This window comes from Marivita hallyeonensis (assembly GCF_900129875.1).
Classification (GTDB): Bacteria; Pseudomonadota; Alphaproteobacteria; order Rhodobacterales; family Rhodobacteraceae; genus Marivita; species Marivita hallyeonensis.
The window spans coordinates 288088-310478 of record NZ_FQXC01000002.1; the positions used below are offsets into that span (position 1 = coordinate 288088).

Sequence of the window (22391 nt, forward strand, 5' to 3'; positions counted from 1 at the left end):
GCGCGGATGACCATGTCTCCTACCCTGCGTGCCTGCCTCTGGATGATCGGCGCCATCGTGTCCTTCACGGCCATGGCGATTGCGGGGCGCGCCGTGAGCCTCGATCTCGATACGTTCGAAATCATGATGTACCGAAGCCTGATCGGGATCGTCATCGTCGTGACCGTGGCGCTCTTTGCACGGACACTGCATGAGGTGCGCACGCAGAAAGCCGGTCTGCATTTCATTAGAAACGTCAGTCACTTCGCAGGACAGAACCTGTGGTTTTACTCGATCACTGTCATTCCGCTGGCGCAGGTCTTTGCCTTGGAATTCACATCCCCACTTTGGGTGATGCTGTTGGCCCCGCTGGTTCTGGGCGAGAAACTCACGCGGTCGCAGGCCATTGCAGCCGTGATTGGTTTTCTCGGTATCCTCATCGTCACACGGCCAAGCCCGGACACGTTCGAGATTGGCATCCTGACCGCTGCGCTCGCCGCGATCGGCTTTGCCGGATCGGCCGTTTTGACGCGCAAACTGACCCGCACGGAGACGATCACCTGCATCCTCTTTTATCTGACAGTCATGCAAGCAGGTCTTGGCATCGCATTCGCAGGATTTGATGGCGATGTCGCTCTGCCGACTTGGGGAAATCTGCCTTGGGTTGTGGTTATTGCGGTCGCAGGGTTGGTCGCGCATTTCTGCCTGACGATCGCCTTGTCGCTTGCGCCAGCCACAATCGTCATGCCCATCGACTTCACGCGGCTGCCGGTGATCGCGATTGTCGGGATGCTGCTTTATGCCGAACCGCTCGACCCGTTTGTTCTGCTGGGTGCTGCGCTCATCTTTGGCGCGAATTATTACAATATCTGGTCAAGCACCCGGTTGTGACTCCTTTGTAACGCTACGGCACAAAGGATTACATGACGCTTGGTCAAAATTGACCGTTCGAGAGGCGTTTCGCTACGCCATGCAGCAGAATAAGAAGTCACCAGAATACAGATGGAAGTATCCAAGGGATGAGGGTCCGGATGAAATACGTCACCACCAGCGCACTTGCGCTCACCATCGCTGCGGGCGCTGCTTCGGCAGGCGGCATTGAGCGATCCAACAACGATTACGGTTTTCTGTTCTCCGAAAACGATCGGCTGCAGCTGAGCTTTTCGCACGTCATGCCCGAAGTCTCGGGCACGTATACCGCTGCGCTGACAGCGGCCGGTGGCGGTGAGGATGACACCGGCAACATGGCGAACGATTACACGAACTACGGGTTTGCCTATAAGAACAACTTCACCGAAAAGCTGACTTTCGGCCTTTACGTGAACAACCCCTATGGCGCCGGTGCCGAATACACTCAGGGCATCTATTCCGGCCTCACGGCGGATTGGGACAGTGACCAGATCGCGCTCGTCGGCAAGTACCGCGTGACGGACCGCGTGTCGGTCTTCGCCGGTACGCGCTACGTCGAAAGCGATGCGCAGATTACCATCCCCGACCTTCTGGTTCGCAGCGCCGTTGGCCGCAACGCCCAAGGGCTTGGTGCGCAAGCACAAGCGCTCGGCGCCGAAGCAGCCGCGCTGGGTGCACAGGCACAGGCAGCGGGCGCAGCAGGCGACGCCGCACTGGCGCAAGAGCTCGGAGCACAGGCCGCGGCTTTGGGCGCAGAGGCACAGACCCTTGGCGCCCGTGCCCAGACCCTTGGCGGTGCCGCGCAGAACTTCGGCACATCGATGGAATTCAATGCCAGCGGCGACCGTGTCGGCGACTGGGGCGCGATCCTTGGTGTTGCTTACGAGATTCCGGACATCGCGCTGCGCGTTGCATTGTCCTGGCAAAGCGAAATCGAGCACAACTTCTCGACCAGCGAAACCATTCCTGGCCTCGGGATCGACGCCGATAATGGTGAGACCAAAGTCACCATGCCACAGACGGTCGCGCTTGATGTCCAATCGGGCATTGCGCCGGGCACACTGGTGTTTGGTCAGGTCAAGTGGGTCGAATGGTCGAAATGGGAAGTCCGCACGCCGGAATACGAAGGGGCAACCGGCGGCGCGGTCACCGGCTTCGACAATGACCGCGTGACCTGGACGCTCGGGATCGGCCGCCAGTTCACCGAAGACATGTCTGGCTTTGCGCAGGTCAAATACGAAGCACAGAACGGCGATGAAGTGTCCCGTCTGTCGCCGCGTGACGGCTTTGTGAGCTTTGGCGTCGGTGGACAGTACAAGATGGACAACATGACCCTGCGCGGTGGTGTTGAATACGCTTGGGTTGGCGAAGCCGAAGATGGCTCCGGCACAAAGTTCGACGACAACTCCGCTCTTGGTTTCGGCGTCTCTCTGACCGTCGATTTCTAAAGCGTAAACAAGCCAATTTAAAAGAACCCTGTCAGGCGCGTCCTAGCAGGGTTTTTTCGTGCCTTGCGCAGGATTCGGGTCGCCTGAGACGCAGTACGCGGGTAGAGCCGGATCATGACACCGCAAACAAGCCTTTCCAGCCGTGCCTGGGCCGAAATGACCCTTCTCGGCGTGATTTGGGGCGGGTCTTTCCTCGCCATCCGAACGGCATTGGACGAGATCGGACCACTGACCTCTGTGCTGCACCGGACGTTCTGGGCGATGCTGGTGCTTTGGGGTGTCGTGAGTCTGCGAGGCCTGACCATTCCCAGGGGCCCGCGGATCTGGGGCGCGTTTCTGGTGATGGGCCTTTTGAACAATGTCATCCCGTTCAGCCTGATGGCGTGGGGACAGCTCTACATCCCCACAGGGCTGACCTCGATCTTCAACGCGGCCACGGCCGTGTTCGGAGTGCTGGTCGCTGCGATGGTCTTTGCCGATGAACGTCTGACCCCGCGCAAGGCGCTCGGCGTGTCGCTTGGCTTTTGCGGCGTGTGTCTGGCCATTGGTCTTGACGCGCTGAGGCAGTTCGACACCACCTCCCTTGCCCAGCTTGCCATTGTCGCGGGCACCGTCTCTTACGCGTTTGCAAGTGCCTGGGCGCGCAAGATGCTGGGCGGCGTGCCGCCCGTGATTGCAGCGGCAGGCATGCTGACCGGGTCGTCACTGGTGATGATCCCTCTGGCGATCTCGGTTGAAGGCGCTCCGACCCTCGCCCTGGACCTGACGACCTGGGCCGCGATCGGGTACTACGCGATCATCGCAACAGCCTTTGCCTACCTGCTGTACTACCGCGTGCTGGGCATGGCGGGCAGCGGGAACCTGATGCTGGTTACGCTGCTCATCCCGCCCGTGGCGATCACGCTGGGTGCCATTGTTCGAAACGAAACGCTGCATCCCGGAGAATACCTTGGTTTTGCGATCCTCGCGTTGGGTCTGAGCATCATTGACGGACGTCTCTGGCGCCGCTGCGCGACAACCGTTTGACGCCCCCGCCCCTCACCGCTAATCCCAAGCGACACGGGATTTCGGGAAGACGCGGCATGATCTATACCTCGGGACAGCACTGGCATGACGCACCGAACAAGCGCGTCGTCCTGTTCGCCATGTCCGGTCTGGGCAAAACACACCTGTCCAACATGTTACGCGCGACCGGTACCTGGTTTCACTATTCCATCGATTACCGCATCGGCACTCGGTACATGGGTGAATACATCGCCGATAACGCCAAACGCGAGGCGATGAAGGTCCCGTTCCTGCGCGATCTGCTGATGACCGACTCGATCTACATCGGCTCCAACCTCAGCTTCAACAACCTCGCCCCTGTCGCGGCATATCTGGGCAAGCCCGGTGACCCGGCCAAGGGCGGCGTGCCGATTGAGGAATATCGCAAGCGGCAGGAGCAGTTCCGCCGCGCCGAGATGGCGGCGCTTCTGGACACAGGATACTTCATCGACCGGGCGCAGGATCTCTACGGATATCCGCATTTCGTTTGCGACACCGGCGGTTCGATCTGCGAATGGGTCGATCCGACCGATCCGAACGACCCGATCCTGCAGGCACTATCCGAGCGCGCGCTGATGGTCTGGGTCAAAGGCGACGACGCCCACACGCAAGAGCTCATCCGCCGCTTCGACAAGGCGCCGAAACCGATGGCCTATCAGCCCGAGTTCCTGACGCGCACCTGGGACGAATATCTGCGGGAAAACAACGTCAAACCGGGAGACGTTGATCCAGATGCCTTCATCCGGTGGACCTATGCCCAGGCGCTGGCACACCGTCATCCGCGCTACGAGGCGATGGCGCAGAACTGGGGGATCACTCTTGAGGCCCACGCCCTTGCAGATGCCCGTGATGCACATACGTTCGATGCCCTGATCGCCGACGCGCTCGACCAACGGAAGCCCTGACCCATGCCCATCAAACTGCCCGACAACCTGCCCGCCTATAACGTGCTGAAGCGCGAAGGCGTGATGGTGATGTCGGAAGAGTTGGCCGCAAAGCAGGACATCCGCCCGTTGCGCATCGCGCTGCTCAACCTGATGCCCAAGAAGATCCAGACCGAGAACCAGTTCGCGCGTCTGATCGGCGCGACGCCGCTGCAGATCGAGTTCAACCTGATCCGCATGTCGGAACACCAGACACGCAACACTGCGGCAGAGCACATGGAAAGCTTCTACCGCCCGTTTGCCGAGGTTGCCGACAGTGGCGAAAAATTCGACGGCCTGATTATCACAGGCGCGCCAATCGAACATTTGCCATTTGAAGAAGTGACTTACTGGGAAGAGCTCACGCAGGTCATGGATTGGACCCAGACCCATGTGCATTCGACCTTCGGTGTCTGCTGGGGTGGCATGGCGATGATCAACCACTTCCACGGCGTGCCGAAAATCGACCTACCGCAAAAGGCGTTCGGCTGCATCCGTCACAAGAACCTCGCGCCCGCGTCCCCTTACCTGCGCGGGTTTTCGGACGACATGGTGATCCCGGTCAGCCGCTGGACCGAACTGCGCCGCGAGGACATTCAAAACGCCAGTCTGCCTATTCTGATCGACAGCGCCGAAACCGGCCCCTGTCTGGTCGAAGACCCAGATCACCGGGCGCTCTATGTCTTCAACCACTTCGAATATGACAGCGGTACGCTCAAGGATGAATACGACCGCGACGTTGCCAACGGCACGCCGATCAACGTGCCCGCCAATTATTATCCGGATGATGACCCAAGCCAGATCCCGCAGAACCGTTGGCGCAGTCACGCGCATTTGCTCTATGGCAACTGGGTGTCCGAGATCTACTTAACGACTCCATTTGATATCGATTTGATCGGCGCAGCCCGTACGGACCTGCGCGACACGTAGGAGGCCGTTTTGGCGTTACGGACGTTTGGGGTACTGGCCGGATGCGCGGCCATCTTGATGCTGACCACCGCTTGCACCGCGCAGTATCGCGAAGCGCAGGCCGAAGAGGCGTTCCCGCCCGTCGGGCAGTTTGTCGATGTGAATGGCACGCAGGTCCATTACGTAACCAAAGGCTCCGGCCCCGACATCGTCCTGATCCACGGCGCATCTGGCAATTTGCGGGATTTCACCTTCTCCCTTGTGGACAAGCTCGCCGACAGCTATCGCGTCACCGCCTTTGACCGCCCGGGCCTTGGGTACACCGAACGCGTGAATCTTGAGGGCACCTCGATTAACCAACAGGCGATCCTGCTGTCGGATGCGTCGCTGCAGCTTGGTCTCGAAAAGCCGATTGTTCTCGGGCAGTCCTATGGCGGCGCCGTTGCGCTCGCTTGGGCGGTCGAACGGCCCGATAACATCTCGGCCCTCGTCTTGACCGCCGCAGCGTCGAACCCATGGACCACCGGGCTAAGCACCTTCTATCAGGTCACGTCGAACCCGATCGGCAGCGCCACGGTCGTGCCCGCGATTACCGCCTTCACGCCGACGAGCATCGTCAGCGAAGCGATCGACGGCGTGTTCCACCCGCAGGAAGCGCCGGAAGGCTACGCAGAGCATATCGGCGCGCCTCTGACATTGCGCCGCGTGTCCATGCGGGCCAACGCCATGCAGCGCGCGAATCTGCTGGGCGAAATCGAAGCGCTGCACACCCGATACGGCGAAATCGACGTGCCCACCGAGATCGTGCACGGCGACGCGGACACCACTGTGGGGCTGTCAATCCACTCGATCCCGCTGTCCAACCAGATCGACGGCGCAAACCTGACCGTTCTCGAAGGTATCGGACACATGCCGCATCACTCTGCCGAACCCGAGGTCATCGCCGCAATCAACCGCGCTGCCGCACGCGCGGGTTTGCGTTAATCGGATTAACATCCCATATTCACCTGTAAGAGCAGTTACAGAAAGACCGAGTATGGACCTTCCGTTTGACGGCGCAATCAGCGCCTTCTTCGAGAACGATGCGCCCGACAGCATCCGGAACGCGATCAAACGCGCGGAGAAAGGTGACATCATCAATCCGCATTATCCGTATTCGGATCGTATGCCGCGCAAGGCCTACGAAAAGGATCTCTACGCGCTGCAAACCGAACTGGTGAAAATGAAGGCCTGGGCCAGGGACACCGGTGCCCGCGTCGCCATCGTGTTCGAGGGACGCGATGCTGCTGGAAAAGGCGGCACAATCAAACGGTTCAGGGAACACCTTAACCCTCGCGGCGCACGCGTTGTTGCCTTGTCGAAACCGACAGAGACCGAGGCCACGCAATGGTATTTCCAGCGCTACATCGACCACCTGCCCGCCGCTGGCGAACTCGTGTTCTTCGACCGCAGTTGGTACAACCGCGGCGTTGTGGAGCATGTCTTCGAGTTCTGCACGCCGGAGCAGCGTCAGCATTTCTTCCGGCAGGTGTCGGACGTTGAGAAGATGCTCGTGAATGACGGGATTCACCTGTTCAAGATCTGGCTCAATGTTGGACGCGCCGAACAACTACGACGGTTCCTGGCGCGCGAGAGCGATCCGCTGAAGCAATGGAAGCTAAGCTGGATCGATGTCGAAGGGCTCAAACGCTGGGACGCCTATTCGGATGCCATTCGCGAAACCTTCGACAAATCCCACAGCGACCACGCACCCTGGACCGTTGTGCGATCCGACGACAAACGCCGCGCGCGCATCAACGCAATCCGAAGCGTGCTGTCGCAGCTCGACTACGCGCGCAAGGACGCAAAGGCCGTAGGGAGTGTCGATGACAAAGTCTGCGGCGGACCGGACATCTGGGATGCCTAAGCGTGGGTACCATCACGGCAATCTGCGGCAAGCGCTGGTCGACGCGGCGCTTGAACTGATTACCGAGAAGGGTCCGACCGGGTTTACCCTGTCGGAAGCGGCCAAGCAGGCGGGCGTGACCCCTGCTGCTGTCTATCGCCATTTCGAAGGCCGTGAAGACCTGATCGCCGAAGCCGCGTTGCAGGGTTACGAGATTTTTGCGGACGTCATGCAATACGCCTATGACAGCGGCCAACCCTCGGCCCTAGCAGCATTCGAGGCGACGGGCCGCGCATACTTAGCTTTTGCGCGAAAATACCCCGGCCATTATATTGCGATGTTTGAAAGTGGGATCTCGGTCAACCGCACCCCGGAACTCGCCGCCGCCTCAGCCCGTGCGCGCGGCGTGTTGGAGAAAGCCGCCGAAGACCTGTCGCAACACATCCCACCCGACAAGCGCCCACCGGCCACGATGTTCTCGGCCCATATCTGGGCGATGAGCCACGGCGTGGTCGAGCTTTTCGCGCGGAACTCGCCCGGCACCAAGTCCCCGTTCCCACCAGAAGACCTACTTGAATCCGCCGTTGGCATCTACCTGCGCGGTCTTGGGCTGGTTGCCCCCGATCAGTGACGTGACAAACACCGCTCAAGAACATACATCGCCCGCATGACACAGGAACTTCATATCGTCGGCGGCGGCATGGCCGGGTCCGAGGCCGCCTGGCAGGCCGCCAATCGCGGCATCCAGGTTGTTATCCACGAGATGCGGCCCAAGGTCGAAACCTTCGCCCACAAGACGGGCGATCTGGGTGAGATGGTCTGTTCGAACTCCTTCCGTTCGGACGATCACGAACAGAACGCAGTGGGTCTTTTACACTGGGAAATGCGCGAGGCCGGTGGCCTGATTATCGATACCGCGCATCAGCATCGTCTGCCCGCCGGTGGCGCGCTGGCCGTGGACCGCGATGCCTTCTCTGCCGAGATCACCAAACGCCTGCACGCGCATCCAAACGTGTCGGTCAGTCACGAGGAAGTCACCGACCTGCCTGATCAAGGCCACTGGATCATCGCGACCGGCCCGCTCACCAGCGCGGCTTTGGGTGAAGCGATCCAGAAGGAAACCGGAACCGACCGTTTAGCCTTCTTCGACGCCATCGCGCCCATCGTCTATGCCGACAGCATCGACATGTCGAAAGCCTGGCTGCAGTCGCGCTACGACAAGGGCGAGACCGAGGAAGAGCGCCGCGCTTATATCAATTGCCCGATGGATCGCGACCAGTACGAGGCCTTCATCGATGCGCTGCTCGCGGCGGATAAAACCGAGTTTCACGACGGTGAGACGGCGGGATATTTCGACGGGTGCCTGCCGATTGAAGTGATGGCCGAACGCGGCCGCGAGACGTTGCGACACGGGCCGATGAAACCCGTGGGTCTCACCAACCCGCATGATCCGGAAACGAAGTCCTACGCCGTGGTGCAACTCCGCCGCGATAATGCGCTGGGGACTCTCTACAACATCGTCGGCTTTCAGACGAAGATGAAGTACGGCGCACAAACTTCTGTTTTCAAGATGATTCCAGGCCTTGAGAACGCCAGTTTTGCACGCCTTGGCGGGATACACCGCAACACGTTCCTGAACAGCCCGACGCTGCTCGATGCGCAGATGCGCCTGCGGTCCAGGCCGAACATCCGCTTCGCCGGTCAGGTCACGGGTGTCGAAGGGTATGTCGAATCCGCCGCCATGGGTCTGCTCGCCGGGCGCATGGCCGCGGCTGAACTCTCCGGTGCGCCGCTGCCGACCGTGCCGCAGGACAGCGCGCATGGCGCTCTGATCCATCACATCACTGGCGGTGCGGAAGCAAAGACGTTCCAACCAATGAACGTGAATTTCGGCCTCTTCCGCCCGGTTGATGGCCTCAAGGGCGGACGTCGTGGCCGCAAGGACCGGTACAAAGCCTATACCGACCGCGCCAAAGCCGCATGGTCCGCATGGCTCGCGGCACAGGTGGAATACGCATGAACTACGTTCTGGCCCTCTTTCTGCCGCCAGTGTCGATCCTTCTGACCGGCCGCGTGATCACCGCCATTGTTGTCTTCATCATCTGGGTGCCCGCGATCATCTTCTCGGGCGGACTGACCCATCCGATGTTCATCCTTCTTGCGTGGATCCTCATCTACCAGAAATCCGAAGACCGCCGCGCCCGCACCTACGGCTACCGCCGGGACGAAGACCACTAGGCGTGCCATGCGGTTCGTGACCCGCTTTGCGCCCAGCCCGACCGGCCAGTTGCATCTGGGGCATGCCTATTCCGCGCTGCTTGCGCATGACATGGCACAAGAGGCCGGAGGACGGTTCCTTCTGCGCATCGAAGACACCGACGCTGCGCGCTGCACCGAGGCCTTCGAGGCACAGATCTACGACGATCTGGAGTGGCTCGGGGTCCGGTGGGAGGAACCGGTTCTGAAGCAATCACAGAATACGGCGGCCTACGACGCCGCGCTTTCGGTGTTGGCGGACAAGGGTGTGCTCTACCCCTGTTCCTGCACGCGGGGCGATATCCGTCGCGCCATGTCCGCACCGCAGGAGGGCGCGCCTCTGCACGGACCTGATGGTGTGATCTATCCTGGCACCTGCCGCGACCGGCTTTGGGAGGACAGAACCGACACCGATGCAGTGCGGCTCGACATGCGCAAGGCGATGACACAGGCAGGCGCTCTTCGGCAATATGAGGAGACCGGCATTCACCCGGCCTTAAGGTTAACCGCCGAGCATTTCATCGACCAGATCGGCGATGTGGTTCTGGCGAGGCGCGACACGCGCACCGCCGCCTACCACCTCAGCGTCGTTGTCGATGACGCGGCGCAAGACATCACGCATGTGATCCGGGGCGAGGACCTGGCGACCGCCACGCCAATCCATGTGCTTCTCCAACAGCTGCTTGGATTGCCGATACCCATCTACCATCACCACAAGCTGATCCGCGACGAGGCCGGAAAACGCCTTGCGAAACGCGACGATGCGCGCGCGATTGCGGCCTATCGTGCTGACGGAAAAACACCGTCCGAGATCCGCTCCATGGTCGGGCTCTGATCACGCGTAGCGCTTCTTCTTTTCAAAAATATGCAGACGCTTAGGCTGTCACAGGTGCCATGATCTCCACTTCGGCGCCGTCCTGAACTTCGGTATAAAAACACGACCGGCGGAGCGTGTGGCAGGCTGGCCCGGTCTGGTTCACCGTCACCAAGAGGCAATCCCGGTCGCAATCCACGCGCAGGGCGACAAGCTCCTGCACGTGGCCCGAGCTTTCGCCCTTGACCCAGAACGCCTCCCGCGACCGGGACCAATAGGTCACGCGCCCTGTCTCGAGCGTGCGCGCGACTGCCTCGGCATTCATCCACGCCATCATCAAGACCTCACCGCTTGCGGCGTCCTGTGCAATCGCCGGGATGAGCCCCGCATCATTATAGACCAAAGTCGCAGGATCAAATGTCATGGGGAAAAACCTTTTTGCATCCGCCGCTTGGTCGCCTATCTATGAGGAGAACCGCGAAAGGGAAAGCCATGTCTGGCGAGACCGATCTGATCAAACTCTATTCCGCCCGCATTCTTGAGCTTGCGGCAGACATCCCGCATCACGGGCGGCTGGATGCGCCCGCTGTGACGGTCAAGAAACGTTCGCCGCTCTGCGGGTCGACAGTGACCGTCGATCTGACGTTGGAGGACGGAAAGGTCAGCGCGTTTGGACAGGACGTCAAAGCCTGCGCATTGGGTCAAGCCGCCGCGTCGGTGGTTGGTGGGGCCATCATCGGCACCACACTGGAGCAGGTCACGCAGGCCCGCGCCGAATTGCGTGCGATGCTGAAAGAGGACGGACCGACGCCGTCGGCCCCATTTGACGGGCTTGAGGTGCTGCGCCCTGCCGTTTCCTACAAGAACCGCCACGCTTCCATCCTGCTGACGCTGGATGCCGCGTGCGAAGCGGCGGCGCAATTGGCGGAAACGCAAACCGCCTGATCCCATAATCCGATAAAAAAAACCGCCGCACTTCAGGGAACTGAAGGCGGCGGCAAGTCGCGTGTTCGTTGGGGCCGTCAAAGCTTGTGAAGGCAGGCAACCTTCGCTTGGGACAGGTGCATCACAGTTGGGACAAGATGCGAAAGCTATCGGGCGGGAGCACGCAGGCAGAAAAAGGTAACAGGGTCAGACAAGCACCGGCAGATGCAACGCGGCCACCAGCATGACAATCAGCGACATCGCCCCAAGCGCGTCCTGCAGAAGCGCCGTATTGGTCTGGGCCTTTGCTGTGTGAAGCGTGGTTTTGATCCGCTGCATCATTGTGATGTCCTCCTTGTTGCCGCTTTGTTCTCATATCCCGCACACCAAGTAAAGAACTTTTTGAGAACATTTGAGAACAAAAGTGGTTAACCCACCGAAATCAGCTGGATCGCCTGATCCTGCTTCATCAAGTAAAGCAACACGCGCGCGGCCTCTCCGCGCGTCGATTTCAGCGTCGGATCGTCCTGTAAAAGCTTGCGCGCATCGTCCTGCGCGACTTTCATCAATCCCGCCTGACGTTCCAGATCGGCAATCCGGAACCGCGGCAATCCGGATTGGGCCACACCCAGAACATCGCCAGCTCCACGCATGTCCAGATCAACCTCGGAAATCCGGAACCCGTCTTCTGTTTCACGCAAGGTCGTCAGCCGCTTGAGCCCACTTTCACTCAGTGGCGGCTGGTAGAGCAAAAGGCAGGTTGAGGCCGCCGCCCCGCGTCCGACGCGGCCGCGCAACTGGTGCAGCTGCGCCAGCCCGAAGGTTTCGGCCCGCTCGATCACCATGATCGACGCGTTCGGCACGTTGACCCCCACCTCGATCACGGTCGTCGCCACAAGCACGCCGGTCTCGCCCGCCACGAACCGCGCCATGGCCGCGTCTTTCTCGGAGGGCGGCATCTGACCGTGGACGAGCCCGACCACGCCCTCGCCCAAAGCGGCCCGCAAGCGTTTGAACCGGTCTTCCGCAGCCGTCAGATCAGAAAGCTCACTCTCCTCGACCAGCGGACACACCCAATAGGCCTGCCGACCCTCCGCCACGGCCTGCCGCAGACGTTCCACCACGCTGTCCATCTGCTCGTTCGACAGCAATGCCGTCTTGACCGGGGTGCGCCCGGGCGGTTTTTCGTCCAGTACCGACACATCCATGTCGCCATACTGCGCCAACGCCAACGACCGTGGGATTGGTGTCGCGGTCATCACCAGCACGTCCACAGCGTGCCCCTTGCGCCCCAACTCCAGCCGCTGCCGCACGCCAAAACGGTGCTGTTCATCCACAATGGCAAGTCGCAGATCGGCAAACTCCACATCCTTTTGAAACACGGCATGTGTGCCTACGAGGATTTGGATATCGCCCCGCGCCAGCGCGGCAAGCTTGGCCTTGCGGTCCGCCCCCTTATCACGACCCGTCAGCAGTTCGAGCACCACGCCCGCGTCCTCGGCCAACGGTTGCAGCCCGTCCAGATGCTGCCGGGCAAGGATTTCGGTCGGGGCCATCATCACACCCTGCCCGCCCGCCTCGACCGCGGTGAGCAAGGCCATGAAAGCCACGAAGGTTTTACCCGAGCCGACATCGCCCTGCAGCAACCTATTCATGCGTTTCGGCGCGGCCATGTCATCGGTGATCTGTTCAATCGCGCGCATCTGCGCGCCGGTCGGTTGATATGGCAGAGCCGCCAACACTTTCCTGCGCAAAGCGCCATTGCCCACCGTTTCTATCCCCGGTTTGGCGCGGCGTTTGGCCCGCGCGAGCGCCAGCGTCAGCTGATGCGCAAAAAGCTCGTCATAGGCCAAGCGCCGACGCACGAGGCTGTCGGCGGACAGCTCCGCATTGCCCTGTGGCGCATGCGCCGCCTCCATCGCGGTGTGCCAGGTCGGCCAGCCTTCCCGCGTGACCAATTGCGGGTCCGCCCACTCGCCAAGCTCAGGCGCGCGTGACAGCGCGTCGCGTGCCGCTTTGACCATCGTCTTCTGCGTCACACCGGCCGTGAGCGGGTAGATCGGCTCGAACGGTGGCAAGGTTTCGGCTTCGGACACCTCCAACACGTGATCGGGATGCACCATCTGCGCCATGCCGTCGAAGAGTTCGACCCGACCGGATACGATCCGTCGCGCGCCAAAGGGCAAAAGCCGCGCCACGTAATCGCCGCGCGCGTGGAAAAACACGATCTGGAAGGCGGTCTTCGCGTCCTCCACCTGCACCCGGTAGGGTCCGCCTTTCTTATGCGCTGGCCTGTGCTGGCCGATCTGCACTTCCACGGTTAGCGTGGCGGGAAGCTTTGCACCCTGGACGGTATCGCGCAGGCGGCGATCGACCACCGAATGCGGCAGCGTGTAGAGCAGGTCGCGCGGCGTTTCTATGTCCAGGTGATCAAGCGCGGCAGCGGTTTTCGGGCCAACCCCGGCCAGACCGCTCAGATCGGCGAAGAGCGGGAAGAGAACCTCTGGCCGCCCGCCGCTCATGCGCCCTCGATCAGATCGAACCAGCCATCCTCGTCGATGATCTCGACACCCAATTCCCGCGCTTTGGTCTCTTTCGACCCGGCCCCCGGACCGGCCACGACAAGGTCCGTCTTTGCCGATACCGAGCCGGAGACTTTGGCACCCAACGCCTCGGCCCGCGCCTTGGCCTCGGCCCGCGTCATCCGTTCGAGAGAGCCGGTGAACACGACTGTCTTTCCCGCCACCGGGCTGCCCTCGGTTTGAGGACGTTCCGCATCCTGCACGTCAAGATGCGCGACCAGCCGGTCAATCGACGCGCGCTCGGCCTCTTGTGCGAAAGTTTTCACCAGAGAGGTCGCCACCACCGTGCCGATCCCATCGATCCCAATCAGCCCGTCCCACGCCTCACCGCTCTGGTCTCTGGCGCCATCAATGGCGGACAGGAACGCCTCCCACGTGCCGTAGGAGCGCGCCAGAAGATTCGCGACAACTTCGCCGACGTGACGAATGCCCAGCGAAAAGATCAGGCGGCCCAATGGGATACTGCGCCGCGCATCAATAGCGTCGAACAGGTTGTTCGCCGATTTCTCACCCCAGCCCTCGCGGTTCTTGAGTTGCTGCATGCCACTGCCGTAGCGATCCTTCAGCGTGAAGATATCCGCAGGTTCAGAGATCCAGCAATCACCGTAAAACTGCTCGACCTGCTTTGCGCCCATCCCGTCGATATCGAACGCCGCGCGCGACACGAAGTGTTTGAGCTTTTCTACCGCCTGTGCCGGGCAGATAAGGCCGCCGGTGCATCGCCGCACCGCATCGCCTTCCTCGCGCACCGCGTCCGAGCCGCATTCCGGGCAGACGGTCGGGAAGGCATAAGGTTCGGCACCGTCTGGGCGTTTTTCAAGATCGACGTCAGCCACTTTCGGGATCACGTCACCCGCGCGGTAGACCTGCACCCAGTCGCCGACGCGAATGTCTTTGCCGTCCCGGATCGGCGTCCCATTGGCATCGCGGCCGGCGATGTAGTCCTCATTATGAAGCGTGGCGTTCGACACCACGACACCGCCGACGGTGACCGGCGTCAGGCGCGCCACGGGGCTGAGCGCACCGGTGCGGCCAACCTGAATGTCGATGGCTTCGAGCCGCGTCCAGGCAAGTTCGGCGGGGAATTTGTGCGCAATCGCCCAACGCGGCGTGGTCGACCGAAAGCCCAACCGGTCCTGAAACGACAGGTCATCCACTTTATAGACCACGCCGTCGATGTCGTAGCCCAGTGTGGCGCGTTGCTCTTCGATGTTGCGATAATGGGCAATCATCTCGGCAGGGCCGGAACACCGTTTCGTCAGCGGATTGGTCTGAAACCCCAAAGACGCCAACCGACCGAGGGCGCCGGTTTGCGACTCTGCCAGCGGCTCGGACAGTGCGCCCCAGGAGTAGGCAAAGAAACGGAGCGGGCGGTCCCGCGTGATGGACGCATCAAGTTGCCGAAGCGATCCCGCCGCCGCGTTTCTGGGATTTGCGAATGTCTTGCTGCCCTTGGCGGCCTGCCGTTCGTTCAGTGCCGCGAAATCGGCGTGGCTCATATAGACCTCGCCGCGGACTTCCAGCACCTCGGGCGCGTCTGTCAGTGTTTCGGGGATATCATCGATTGTGCGGGCATTGGCGGTAACGTTTTCACCTACGGCCCCGTCGCCGCGTGTCGCGGCTTGGACCAGAGCGCCGTTTTCATAGCGCAGGGACAACGACAACCCATCGATCTTTGGTTCTGCGGTGTAGGCCAGTTCGGCGTCTTCGCCGAGGCCAAGATACCGACGCACGCGTTGATCGAAATCCTCGATATCGCCATCGTCAAACGCGTTCGACAACGACATCATCCGCTGTTCATGGCGTACCTTGGCAAAGCCCTCGGCCGGCGCAGCTCCCACCTGATCGCTGGGGCTGTCGCTGCGTTTGAGGTCGGGAAAGCGGGCTTCGATGGCGGCGTTGCGGCGCTTTAGCCGGTCGTATTCGGCATCCGAAATCTCTGGCGCATCTTCGGTGTGATACGCCACGTTGGCCTGCCCAAGGATTTGCGCCAATCGGTCGAGTTCAAGACGCGCTTCGGCATCGGACAGATCCTCGACCGGTTTTTCCTCGTTCGCCATACGCCCCCCGCTGCACGCATCTGAACAGAGTGATAGGGCCGGTGCGCTGCGGGGTCCAGTTTCAATGATGTCCGGCGTGTTCCGGTACCGCCTTCGCCCGCAACGATTTCACAGGATCAAGAAAGCCTCGAGGCAAGTTGAAGGAGGACCCATGTCGCGGACCACACAACGACGACGCGCCGATCACGCGCCTATGGCGATCTTTCCGGTATCCGCGGTGTCCGGATCGCGAAGGACATAACCCCTGCCCCAGACCGTTTCGATGTAACTGCCATCGCCGGTGGCTTCTGCCAGCTTCTTGCGCAGCTTGCAGATGAACACGTCGATGATCTTGAGTTCCGGTTCGTCCATGCCGCCATAGAGATGGTTGAGGAACATCTCTTTGGTGAGCGTCGTGCCTTTGCGCAGGCTGAGAAGTTCGAGCATCTGATACTCCTTGCCGGTCAGATGCACCGCATTGCCTTCGACCTGCACCGTCTTGGCGTCGAGGTTCACCTCGACCTTGCCGGTGCGGATGATCGATTGCGAATGCCCTTTGGACCGTCGGATGATCGCGTGAATGCGCGCAACCAGCTCTTCGCGGTGGAATGGCTTAGTGAGGTAATCGTCGGCACCAAAGCCGAAACCCTTGATCTTGTCGTCGCTGGCATCGTTGCCGGAAAGGATCAGGATCGGCGTTTCAATGCGCGCCAGACGCAACTGTCGCAGGACATCGAAACCGTTCATATCCGGCAGGTTCAGATCGAGAAGGATCAGATCGTAGTCATAAAGCTTGGCCAGATCGATCCCTTCTTCCCCGAGATCGGTGGAATAGACATTCAGATTGGCATTGCCCAGCATCAGTTCGATGCTTTTTGAAGTTGTTGGGTCGTCTTCGACCAAGAGCACACGCATCAGGGTTCTCCGCTATATCAGCGTCCGGCAGATGCGACACTGGAGTGAAAAGGTTAATCTGAGGTTATCATCGGGACAGGACTTGAAACAACCTTAGATTGCATTAACTCGTCACGATTACCTAAATCGTTGCACGGCTGTTGCCTTCAGGGCTTCGCGGCCATGGTTCTTGGCCGCCCCAATCCAGCTATCGAGCTCTTCTTCACTCAACGCATAGCGGTCCAACGCTTCCTTTCGTGTGATCAAGTGATGCACCACCGCATCCACAACGATCGCCTTGCGCGACGCGACCCAACGGTAAGTGTTCGAGGGCGGCAAATCCGCCCGCGTGAGGATCGACCCATCCGACAGGGTCACGGTGCGTGGCCCATCCGCTTTCTTCAAATACATCCCTCGGCCCTTTCCCGCGGCCATAATCTTGTGCTGGGTCGGTGTTACCGCTTGCAGCCTTAATGCGACGTGAAGCGAAGGGTTGAGACTACGTAGCATTTGCCTATATTTCGCCCGATCCACCCCGACCTCCGGAGACCCTCATGGCCCTCGACGCGCCGCAGCTGAATTCATTGGGCTTTGCCAAGCCGCCCTCCGAGACGCGCGTCGTTGTCGCGATGTCCGGCGGCGTGGACAGCTCGGTCGTGGCGGCTCAGCTGGCCGAAGAAGGCTATGATGTGGTCGGCGTGACGCTCCAGCTCTACGATCACGGCGCGGCTCTGGCCAAGAAAGGCGCGTGCTGCGCCGGCATTGATATTCACGACGCGCGCCGGGTCGCCGAGGATATGGGCTTCCCGCATTACGTTCTGGACTACGAAAACATCTTCAAGGACGCGGTGATCGACGAGTTTGCCGACAGCTATCTCGCCGGGGCGACGCCAGTTCCCTGCATCCGCTGCAACGAACGGGTGAAGTTCAAGGACCTTCTGGAAACCGCCAAGGACCTCGAGGCCGACTGCATGGCGACGGGCCATTACATTCAGCGCAAGATCGGCGCGCAGGGGCCCGAACTGCATTGCGCTGAGGACGCCAACCGCGATCAAAGCTACTTCCTGTTCTCGACCACCCCGGAACAGCTGGCCTACCTGCGCTTTCCGCTGGGCCATCTGCCGTCGAAAGATGCGACACGCGAATTGGCGGCGCGCTACGGTCTGCAAGTGGCTGACAAGCCTGACAGCCAGGACATCTGTTTCGTCCCCAACGGCAATTACGCCAGTGTCATCGAAAAGCTGCGCCCCGGCGCGGCGGAACCGGGCGAGATCGTGCATGCGGACGGGCGCGTTCTCGGTCAGCACAACGGCGTCATCCATTATACGATCGGACAACGGCGCGGCCTCGGCATCGGCGGGCTGGAAGAGCCGCTTTACGTGGTCAAACTCGATGTTGACGCCAAGCAGGTCATCGTCGGGCCGAAAGACATGCTCTCGACCCGCATTGTGCCGGTGCGTGAAATCAACTGGCTGGGCGACGCCCCATTCACCAGCCGCGATGAGTGGCACGTATCCGTCAAGGTGCGTTCCACCCGCCCGCCGCGCGAGGCCATTGTCCGGCCCGTGTCGGACACCGAGGCACAGGTGGAGTTGCTGACGCCCGAAGAAGGCGTGTCACCGGGCCAGGCCTGCGTGTTCTACGAAACCGAAGGCAGTCGCATTCTGGGTGGCGGCTGGATTTGGCGCGGTTACTGACCGGCGTTTGTAATTCAGTGTCAGCGGCGACCGTGCAAACGTTCCAGACCGGGGCCTATCGCTATTGAGGCCCGCCTCCGTGCCGCCGCTCCGCGAAGTCATCCAATTCCAGAATTGCGATCCCGGCATGGCGTAGGCACACTCGGAACACCCAGAAGTCGAGTCCTGACGATCCGTGTCCCACGCTCCGCCCACATCAGTCTATTGTATCGTGCCGCGGCTTGGCACGGACGTCGGAGGCGGCAAGATCCATGCGATCTATCGCCGGATGAACCTGTTTGCCGCGCGCGACAACACATCTGTGACCCTTGTCGGCCTGCACCACAGCGTCAACCAGCGGATCAACTTCGCGCATCTGCAAAGCGATGGGGTGCTCGACACCCGGATACGCTTTCAATCCCTCGTGGACCTAAGCGCGCCGGACGATCACCGTTCGAACGTATCGAACCACACCCGGTTTCCGGACTGGGACCTAAAGGAAACGAAACCCGGCCATAAGACGCGTCACAGCTATTTCGCGGGTCACGCACTCGTCATGCAGGACACGTCCGAGGCAACCGCCGCTGGCCTGTTGACGATCCGGAGGGTGCTGACCGATCCTTCCCGCGACACGCGATTGAAGTATTTTGACGGCATCTTGGTTGAAAGCCTGTCGCGTTTCGGTGACGGGGTGGTCGAAAGGATGTTCTATGCAGACGGCCGGTTGATCGCGTCCACGCGGCACGAGAACAAGGCCTTCCTGTCCGCCGAAAACACCGTCACCCGGCAACGCTGCAGCGACGAATTCCAGTTGCAGAAGACACTGGCGCAAAACGCCTTTCCCGCGGACGGCGTTGTGTTCATCGATGGCATCACCTCCGCCTATCTCGCGCCTTTCATTGGGTCGCGCAAGGTGCTGTTCTTGCACGCAGATCATCGATCGCCGAAAGGTCGTATAATGCCGCGATCCCGATTGATGATCGATCAGTTCGACGGCGACGCCATCGTGACGGCGACGCATAAACACAAGGCCAGACTGGAGGCCGATTTACGTCCCGGGGCTCCGATCCGCGTGATCCCGCATTATGTCGACCGACAGCCCCCGCTGGACCAGAATCGCCGCGATATCTGTACCGTGTCGCGTCTGTATCTGGACGGCAAACCGATTCACCACTGCATCGAGGCCTTCACCCGCGTGATGCACCTTCTCCCCGATTGCAATTACGTGATCTACGGCGACGGCACCGGTCGCGCCCGGCTCGAGCAATTGATCAAGCACCATCGCTGCGAAGAACGTGTGTTCGTGAGAGGCCATACCCCGGACGCCGAGCAAGTCTTTGCAACCTCGCTGATGTCGCTGGCGCCAACCCGAACGGAAGGATTCGGCCTGGCTCTGCTCGAGTCGTTGACACACGGCTGTCCGGTGATCAGTTACGATGTGGACTACGGCCCGCGTGAATTGATCCACCCAGGAGTAAATGGGGAATTGGTGGCGCCCGGCGACATCGATGGCATCGCGCGTGCGATCCTGAAGGTGCACGCGCAGCGCGACGCCTATTCGAACGCCAGCCTCGAAACGGCGGACAGATACAGCTTTGACGCCTACCGCGACAGGTATTTTCACCTCATGGACGAAATCGTGGGCTTGGGCCGCCACTTCGACATCCAGGCGCCCGACCTGCTGCAAGAAACGCGCGCCGCCATTGACGCGGCGCCATTCCGGCACAAGGCGCGACTGTTGGATCTTTGCATCGCGTTGAGTTCAGACCGACGCGACCTGGAGGGCGCGTATTGGGCGTTCCAACAGAAAGTCGACCTGTTCCCGCAAGCGCAACGCCCACTAAAACGGTGTATCTGGCTAAGTTTGCGCCTCGGCCGCATGGACGCGTTCCGCGCGCATCTCGCCCTCTTCGCTCACCGCTTTCCCGACCACTACAGCGACTTCGTGGCTCAACATCCGGATATTCTCGCCTCGGCCGAAGCCGAGGATGCAGCGACCTGACCGTAAGCTCAGAGACTGCACTTGTCCCGCATAAAGGCCAGCGCGACCGACAGGCCATCCGGCGCGATCCCGTGCGCCGTGCCTTTCATGATGTGTGCGTAGACGTCTTCCCATCCGGCGCCTTGCAACGCTTCGGCCGCTGCCGGAAGGGATTGGACCGGCACAACATCATCCTGATCGCCGTGCACCAAAAGGATGGGGAAGCGGCTCACCACCTCGTCCGCCAGCAGCTCCGGCGCTAGCAACCGGCCCGAGAAGCCGACCAGCCCGGCCACGGCCTCGTCCCGGCGCGGGGCCACGTGCAACGCCATCATGGTCCCCTGACTGAAGCCGAACAGCACCACCTGCTCTGGCAACAAATCCTCATCGACCATGAGCGCGTCCAGAAACGCGTTCAGATCATCGACCGCGCGTGCCATACCCGCCATCGATTCCTCTTCCGACGATCCGTCGATCCAGGGAATCGGGAACCACTGAAAACCAAAGGGGGCACCGGCACAGGCCTCGGGCGCGTCCGGAGCCACGAACAGCGTGTCGGGCAGATGCTCACCCAGAGGGTCAGCCAATCCCAGAAGGTCCGCCCCGTTCGCCCCATAGCCGTGCAGGAAAACGACCGCTGATCGCGTCTCTCCGGACACTGCTTCCTTGCGGCCTGCGTTCAACACCCGTGTCATGCGATCCCCTCTCGATCTTTCGCCACATGGTAGTAGGCCCAGAGCGCGCGCGCCGCAACCGATCTCCAGGGACTCCACGCCTCGGCCATCTCCCGCAGGGCTTTTTCCCGAGGACGCTCCGGCAAGTCGAACAAAACGCGGGCACTTTCCTGCAAAGCCAGATCACCGGGGGCAAAGACATCCGCCCGGCCAAGACTGAACATCGCATAGATCTCTGCCGTCCAGACACCGATCCCCGTCACCGCCGTCAGCGTCTTGACGACGTCCTCGTTCGGCGCGAGCCGTAACGCGTCATAGTCGATCCTCGCCTCGGCCAAGGCGCAGGCATATCGCGCCTTCTGGCGGCTGAGGCCCAGCTCTTTCATGCCGTCGAACCCGCGCGCCTCAACAGCTTCGGGAGTAACCGCATCGGCCGCTTCGAGCTTGGCCCAGATGGCGCGTGCAGAGGCAACGCTGACCTGTTGGCTGACGATCGCGCTCAGAAGCTGCGCGAACCCGTCCGGGCGCCGCCGCAACGGCAATGGTCCGGTCTGCGCGACCGCGTCCGCAAAGCGCGGCTCTTGCGCCGTCAGCCAGGCAACGCCTTCCGCAACACAGGCGTCGGTTTCTATCAGACGTCCAACCATAGCGCGGCCTCACTCCATCTCACGGCATCCTCGACCCGGCTCACCGTCGGACCCGTAGGCACCCGTTCCCGCGCGATCATGTAGACCGGCAGTCCCAACGCCCGCGCCGCTGCAACCTTGGGCCAGCCACCGGTCCCCCCTGCATTCCGCGTCAGCACCGCGTCAATCCGGAACCTGCGCATCACGGTGATCTCGTGGGCCACGGTGAACGGCGGATCGCCGTGCAGAAATCGACCGTGACGTAGCGGGAAGACACGATTGTGGCGCGATAACTGTCTGACAAACGCATGCGCGTGGCGAAATGCGCTCATCTCCGGCAGCACGGGACGGCCAAGCGTCACCAGCACGCGCGCGCCTACCGGAATGTGGCGCGCCGCCTCACGCACGGTGCGGACCGAGACCCAGTGATCCCGCCGTGACGGCCGCCAGGCCGGACGCATCAGGGTGAGATGCGGAATCGACAAAGCACCTGCCATGGACGCGCCAAGACGCAGCGACTCCACATCACAAGGATGCGGGGCAATGATCAGTGCGGACGCGCCCGACGCCCATTCGGCAAACCCCGTCTGGCGGGCTCTGCCCTGCCCTGTCACCCGGTCACGCGCTGGCAACCACAACCGCGCGCGCGCACCCAACTGCTGCGCCAGATCTCGCGCCTCAGCGGACCCGCCAAGGATCGCGATCTGCCCTGCACCGGGGCGGTCTGTACCGTTGAAATCCCTCATCATTGCATCGCTTACCCAATGACGAGGCAAAGCGCCACAACTCTACCGGTCCACTTGCAGCAATTGGGATTTGCCCCTACGC

23 protein-coding genes are annotated in these 22391 nt (G+C 61.3%); 14 read left to right on the plus strand and 9 right to left on the minus strand.

The genetic code is table 11. The annotated features are described in order from the left end of the window. Positions 1-12 precede the first annotated feature (12 nt). The 11 genes from BUA42_RS07055 (at position 13) to gluQRS (ending at position 10188) form a co-directional block, all read left to right on the plus strand. Complete coding sequence (locus BUA42_RS07055) at positions 13-870, plus strand: DMT family transporter (protein ID WP_072777460.1); 858 nt, start codon at positions 13-15, stop codon at positions 868-870. Between the two features lie 140 nt (positions 871-1010). After that, on the plus strand, positions 1011-2336 hold the full coding sequence (locus BUA42_RS07060; protein ID WP_072777008.1) for an outer membrane protein transport protein: 1326 nt from the start codon (positions 1011-1013) through the stop codon (positions 2334-2336). Between the two features lie 114 nt (positions 2337-2450). Further along, entirely contained in the window at positions 2451-3362 is a 912-nt protein-coding gene (locus tag BUA42_RS07065; RefSeq protein ID WP_072777009.1) for a DMT family transporter, read from the plus strand. 56 nt (positions 3363-3418) lie between these two features. Then, positions 3419-4285: an ATPase gene (locus BUA42_RS07070; protein ID WP_072777010.1), complete on the plus strand. Its 867-nt coding sequence runs from the start codon at positions 3419-3421 to the stop codon at positions 4283-4285. 3 nt (positions 4286-4288) lie between these two features. Continuing rightward, the gene (locus tag BUA42_RS07075) at positions 4289-5233 is read left to right on the plus strand and encodes a homoserine O-succinyltransferase (protein ID WP_072777011.1); all 945 of its coding nucleotides are present in this window, start codon (positions 4289-4291) and stop codon (positions 5231-5233) included. A 57-nt stretch (positions 5234-5290) separates the two neighbouring features. Then, positions 5291-6196 (plus strand): alpha/beta fold hydrolase, encoded by a 906-nt coding sequence (locus tag BUA42_RS07080; RefSeq protein WP_072777012.1) that lies wholly within the window; start codon positions 5291-5293, stop codon positions 6194-6196. Between the two features lie 52 nt (positions 6197-6248). Then, positions 6249-7118, plus strand: coding sequence for a polyphosphate kinase 2 (ppk2, locus tag BUA42_RS07085; RefSeq protein WP_072777013.1), 870 nt, complete (start codon positions 6249-6251; stop codon positions 7116-7118). Beyond that, positions 7111-7728, plus strand: a complete 618-nt coding sequence (locus BUA42_RS07090; protein WP_072777014.1) for a TetR/AcrR family transcriptional regulator — start codon at positions 7111-7113, stop codon at positions 7726-7728. The genes ppk2 and BUA42_RS07090 overlap by 8 nt, the downstream gene beginning before the upstream one ends. 36 nt (positions 7729-7764) lie before the next feature. Next, positions 7765-9117, plus strand: a complete 1353-nt coding sequence (gene trmFO, locus BUA42_RS07095; protein ID WP_072777015.1) for a methylenetetrahydrofolate--tRNA-(uracil(54)-C(5))-methyltransferase (FADH(2)-oxidizing) TrmFO — start codon at positions 7765-7767, stop codon at positions 9115-9117. Beyond that, positions 9114-9335: a hypothetical protein gene (locus tag BUA42_RS07100; protein WP_072777016.1), complete on the plus strand. Its 222-nt coding sequence runs from the start codon at positions 9114-9116 to the stop codon at positions 9333-9335. Before trmFO ends, BUA42_RS07100 begins: the two co-directional genes overlap by 4 nt. A 7-nt stretch (positions 9336-9342) precedes the next feature. After that, on the plus strand, positions 9343-10188 hold the full coding sequence (gene gluQRS / locus BUA42_RS07105; protein ID WP_072777017.1) for a tRNA glutamyl-Q(34) synthetase GluQRS: 846 nt from the start codon (positions 9343-9345) through the stop codon (positions 10186-10188). A gap of 40 nt (positions 10189-10228) precedes the next feature. Here gluQRS and hisI read toward each other — a convergent pair whose 3' ends face one another. Next, positions 10229-10591 carry a phosphoribosyl-AMP cyclohydrolase gene (gene hisI, locus BUA42_RS07110; RefSeq protein WP_072777018.1) on the minus strand — a complete coding sequence of 121 codons (363 nt, stop codon included), beginning with the start codon at positions 10589-10591 and terminating at the stop codon, positions 10229-10231. Positions 10592-10659: 68 nt separating this feature from the next. On the opposite strand from hisI, the gene BUA42_RS07115 reads away from it, so the two are divergent. Next, positions 10660-11112 carry an iron-sulfur cluster assembly scaffold protein gene (locus BUA42_RS07115; RefSeq protein ID WP_072777019.1) on the plus strand — a complete coding sequence of 151 codons (453 nt, stop codon included), beginning with the start codon at positions 10660-10662 and terminating at the stop codon, positions 11110-11112. Between the two features lie 186 nt (positions 11113-11298). Here the strand turns inward: BUA42_RS07115 and BUA42_RS21435 are convergent, their stop codons facing one another. The 5 genes from BUA42_RS21435 to sciP all read right to left on the minus strand — a co-directional run bounded on the left by BUA42_RS21435 (position 11299) and on the right by sciP (position 17017). Then, a complete protein-coding gene (locus tag BUA42_RS21435) occupies positions 11299-11433 on the minus strand; it encodes a hypothetical protein (protein ID WP_281249779.1) in 135 nt (44 codons plus the stop codon). 86 nt (positions 11434-11519) lie between these two features. Beyond that, complete coding sequence (gene recG / locus BUA42_RS07120; RefSeq protein WP_072777020.1) at positions 11520-13613, minus strand: ATP-dependent DNA helicase RecG; 2094 nt, start codon at positions 13611-13613, stop codon at positions 11520-11522. Then, positions 13610-15733 (minus strand): NAD-dependent DNA ligase LigA, encoded by a 2124-nt coding sequence (gene ligA / locus BUA42_RS07125; RefSeq protein ID WP_072777021.1) that lies wholly within the window; start codon positions 15731-15733, stop codon positions 13610-13612. The genes recG and ligA overlap by 4 nt, the downstream gene beginning before the upstream one ends. 183 nt (positions 15734-15916) lie before the next feature. Then, a complete protein-coding gene (gene ctrA, locus BUA42_RS07130; RefSeq protein ID WP_072777022.1) occupies positions 15917-16627 on the minus strand; it encodes a response regulator transcription factor CtrA in 711 nt (236 codons plus the stop codon). 117 nt (positions 16628-16744) lie between these two features. After that, positions 16745-17017: a CtrA inhibitor SciP gene (gene sciP / locus BUA42_RS07135; protein WP_072777023.1), complete on the minus strand. Its 273-nt coding sequence runs from the start codon at positions 17015-17017 to the stop codon at positions 16745-16747. Between the two features lie 143 nt (positions 17018-17160). On the opposite strand from sciP, the gene mnmA reads away from it, so the two are divergent. Then, entirely contained in the window at positions 17161-18303 is a 1143-nt protein-coding gene (gene mnmA, locus BUA42_RS07140; RefSeq protein ID WP_072777024.1) for a tRNA 2-thiouridine(34) synthase MnmA, read from the plus strand. 175 nt (positions 18304-18478) lie between these two features. Next, on the plus strand, positions 18479-20284 hold the full coding sequence (locus tag BUA42_RS07145) for a glycosyltransferase (RefSeq protein ID WP_143152639.1): 1806 nt from the start codon (positions 18479-18481) through the stop codon (positions 20282-20284). An 8-nt stretch (positions 20285-20292) separates the two neighbouring features. Here BUA42_RS07145 and BUA42_RS07150 read toward each other — a convergent pair whose 3' ends face one another. Genes BUA42_RS07150 through BUA42_RS07160 form a run of 3 tightly spaced genes read right to left on the minus strand, consistent with a single transcriptional unit; the run spans position 20293 to position 22309 of the window. Beyond that, positions 20293-20958, minus strand: a complete 666-nt coding sequence (locus tag BUA42_RS07150) for an alpha/beta hydrolase (RefSeq protein WP_072777026.1) — start codon at positions 20956-20958, stop codon at positions 20293-20295. Further along, complete coding sequence (locus BUA42_RS07155) at positions 20955-21584, minus strand: DNA-3-methyladenine glycosylase family protein (RefSeq protein ID WP_072777027.1); 630 nt, start codon at positions 21582-21584, stop codon at positions 20955-20957. Before BUA42_RS07155 ends, BUA42_RS07150 begins: the two co-directional genes overlap by 4 nt. After that, positions 21569-22309: a precorrin-6A/cobalt-precorrin-6A reductase gene (locus BUA42_RS07160; protein WP_178346869.1), complete on the minus strand. Its 741-nt coding sequence runs from the start codon at positions 22307-22309 to the stop codon at positions 21569-21571. Before BUA42_RS07160 ends, BUA42_RS07155 begins: the two co-directional genes overlap by 16 nt. Positions 22310-22391 lie beyond the last annotated feature (82 nt).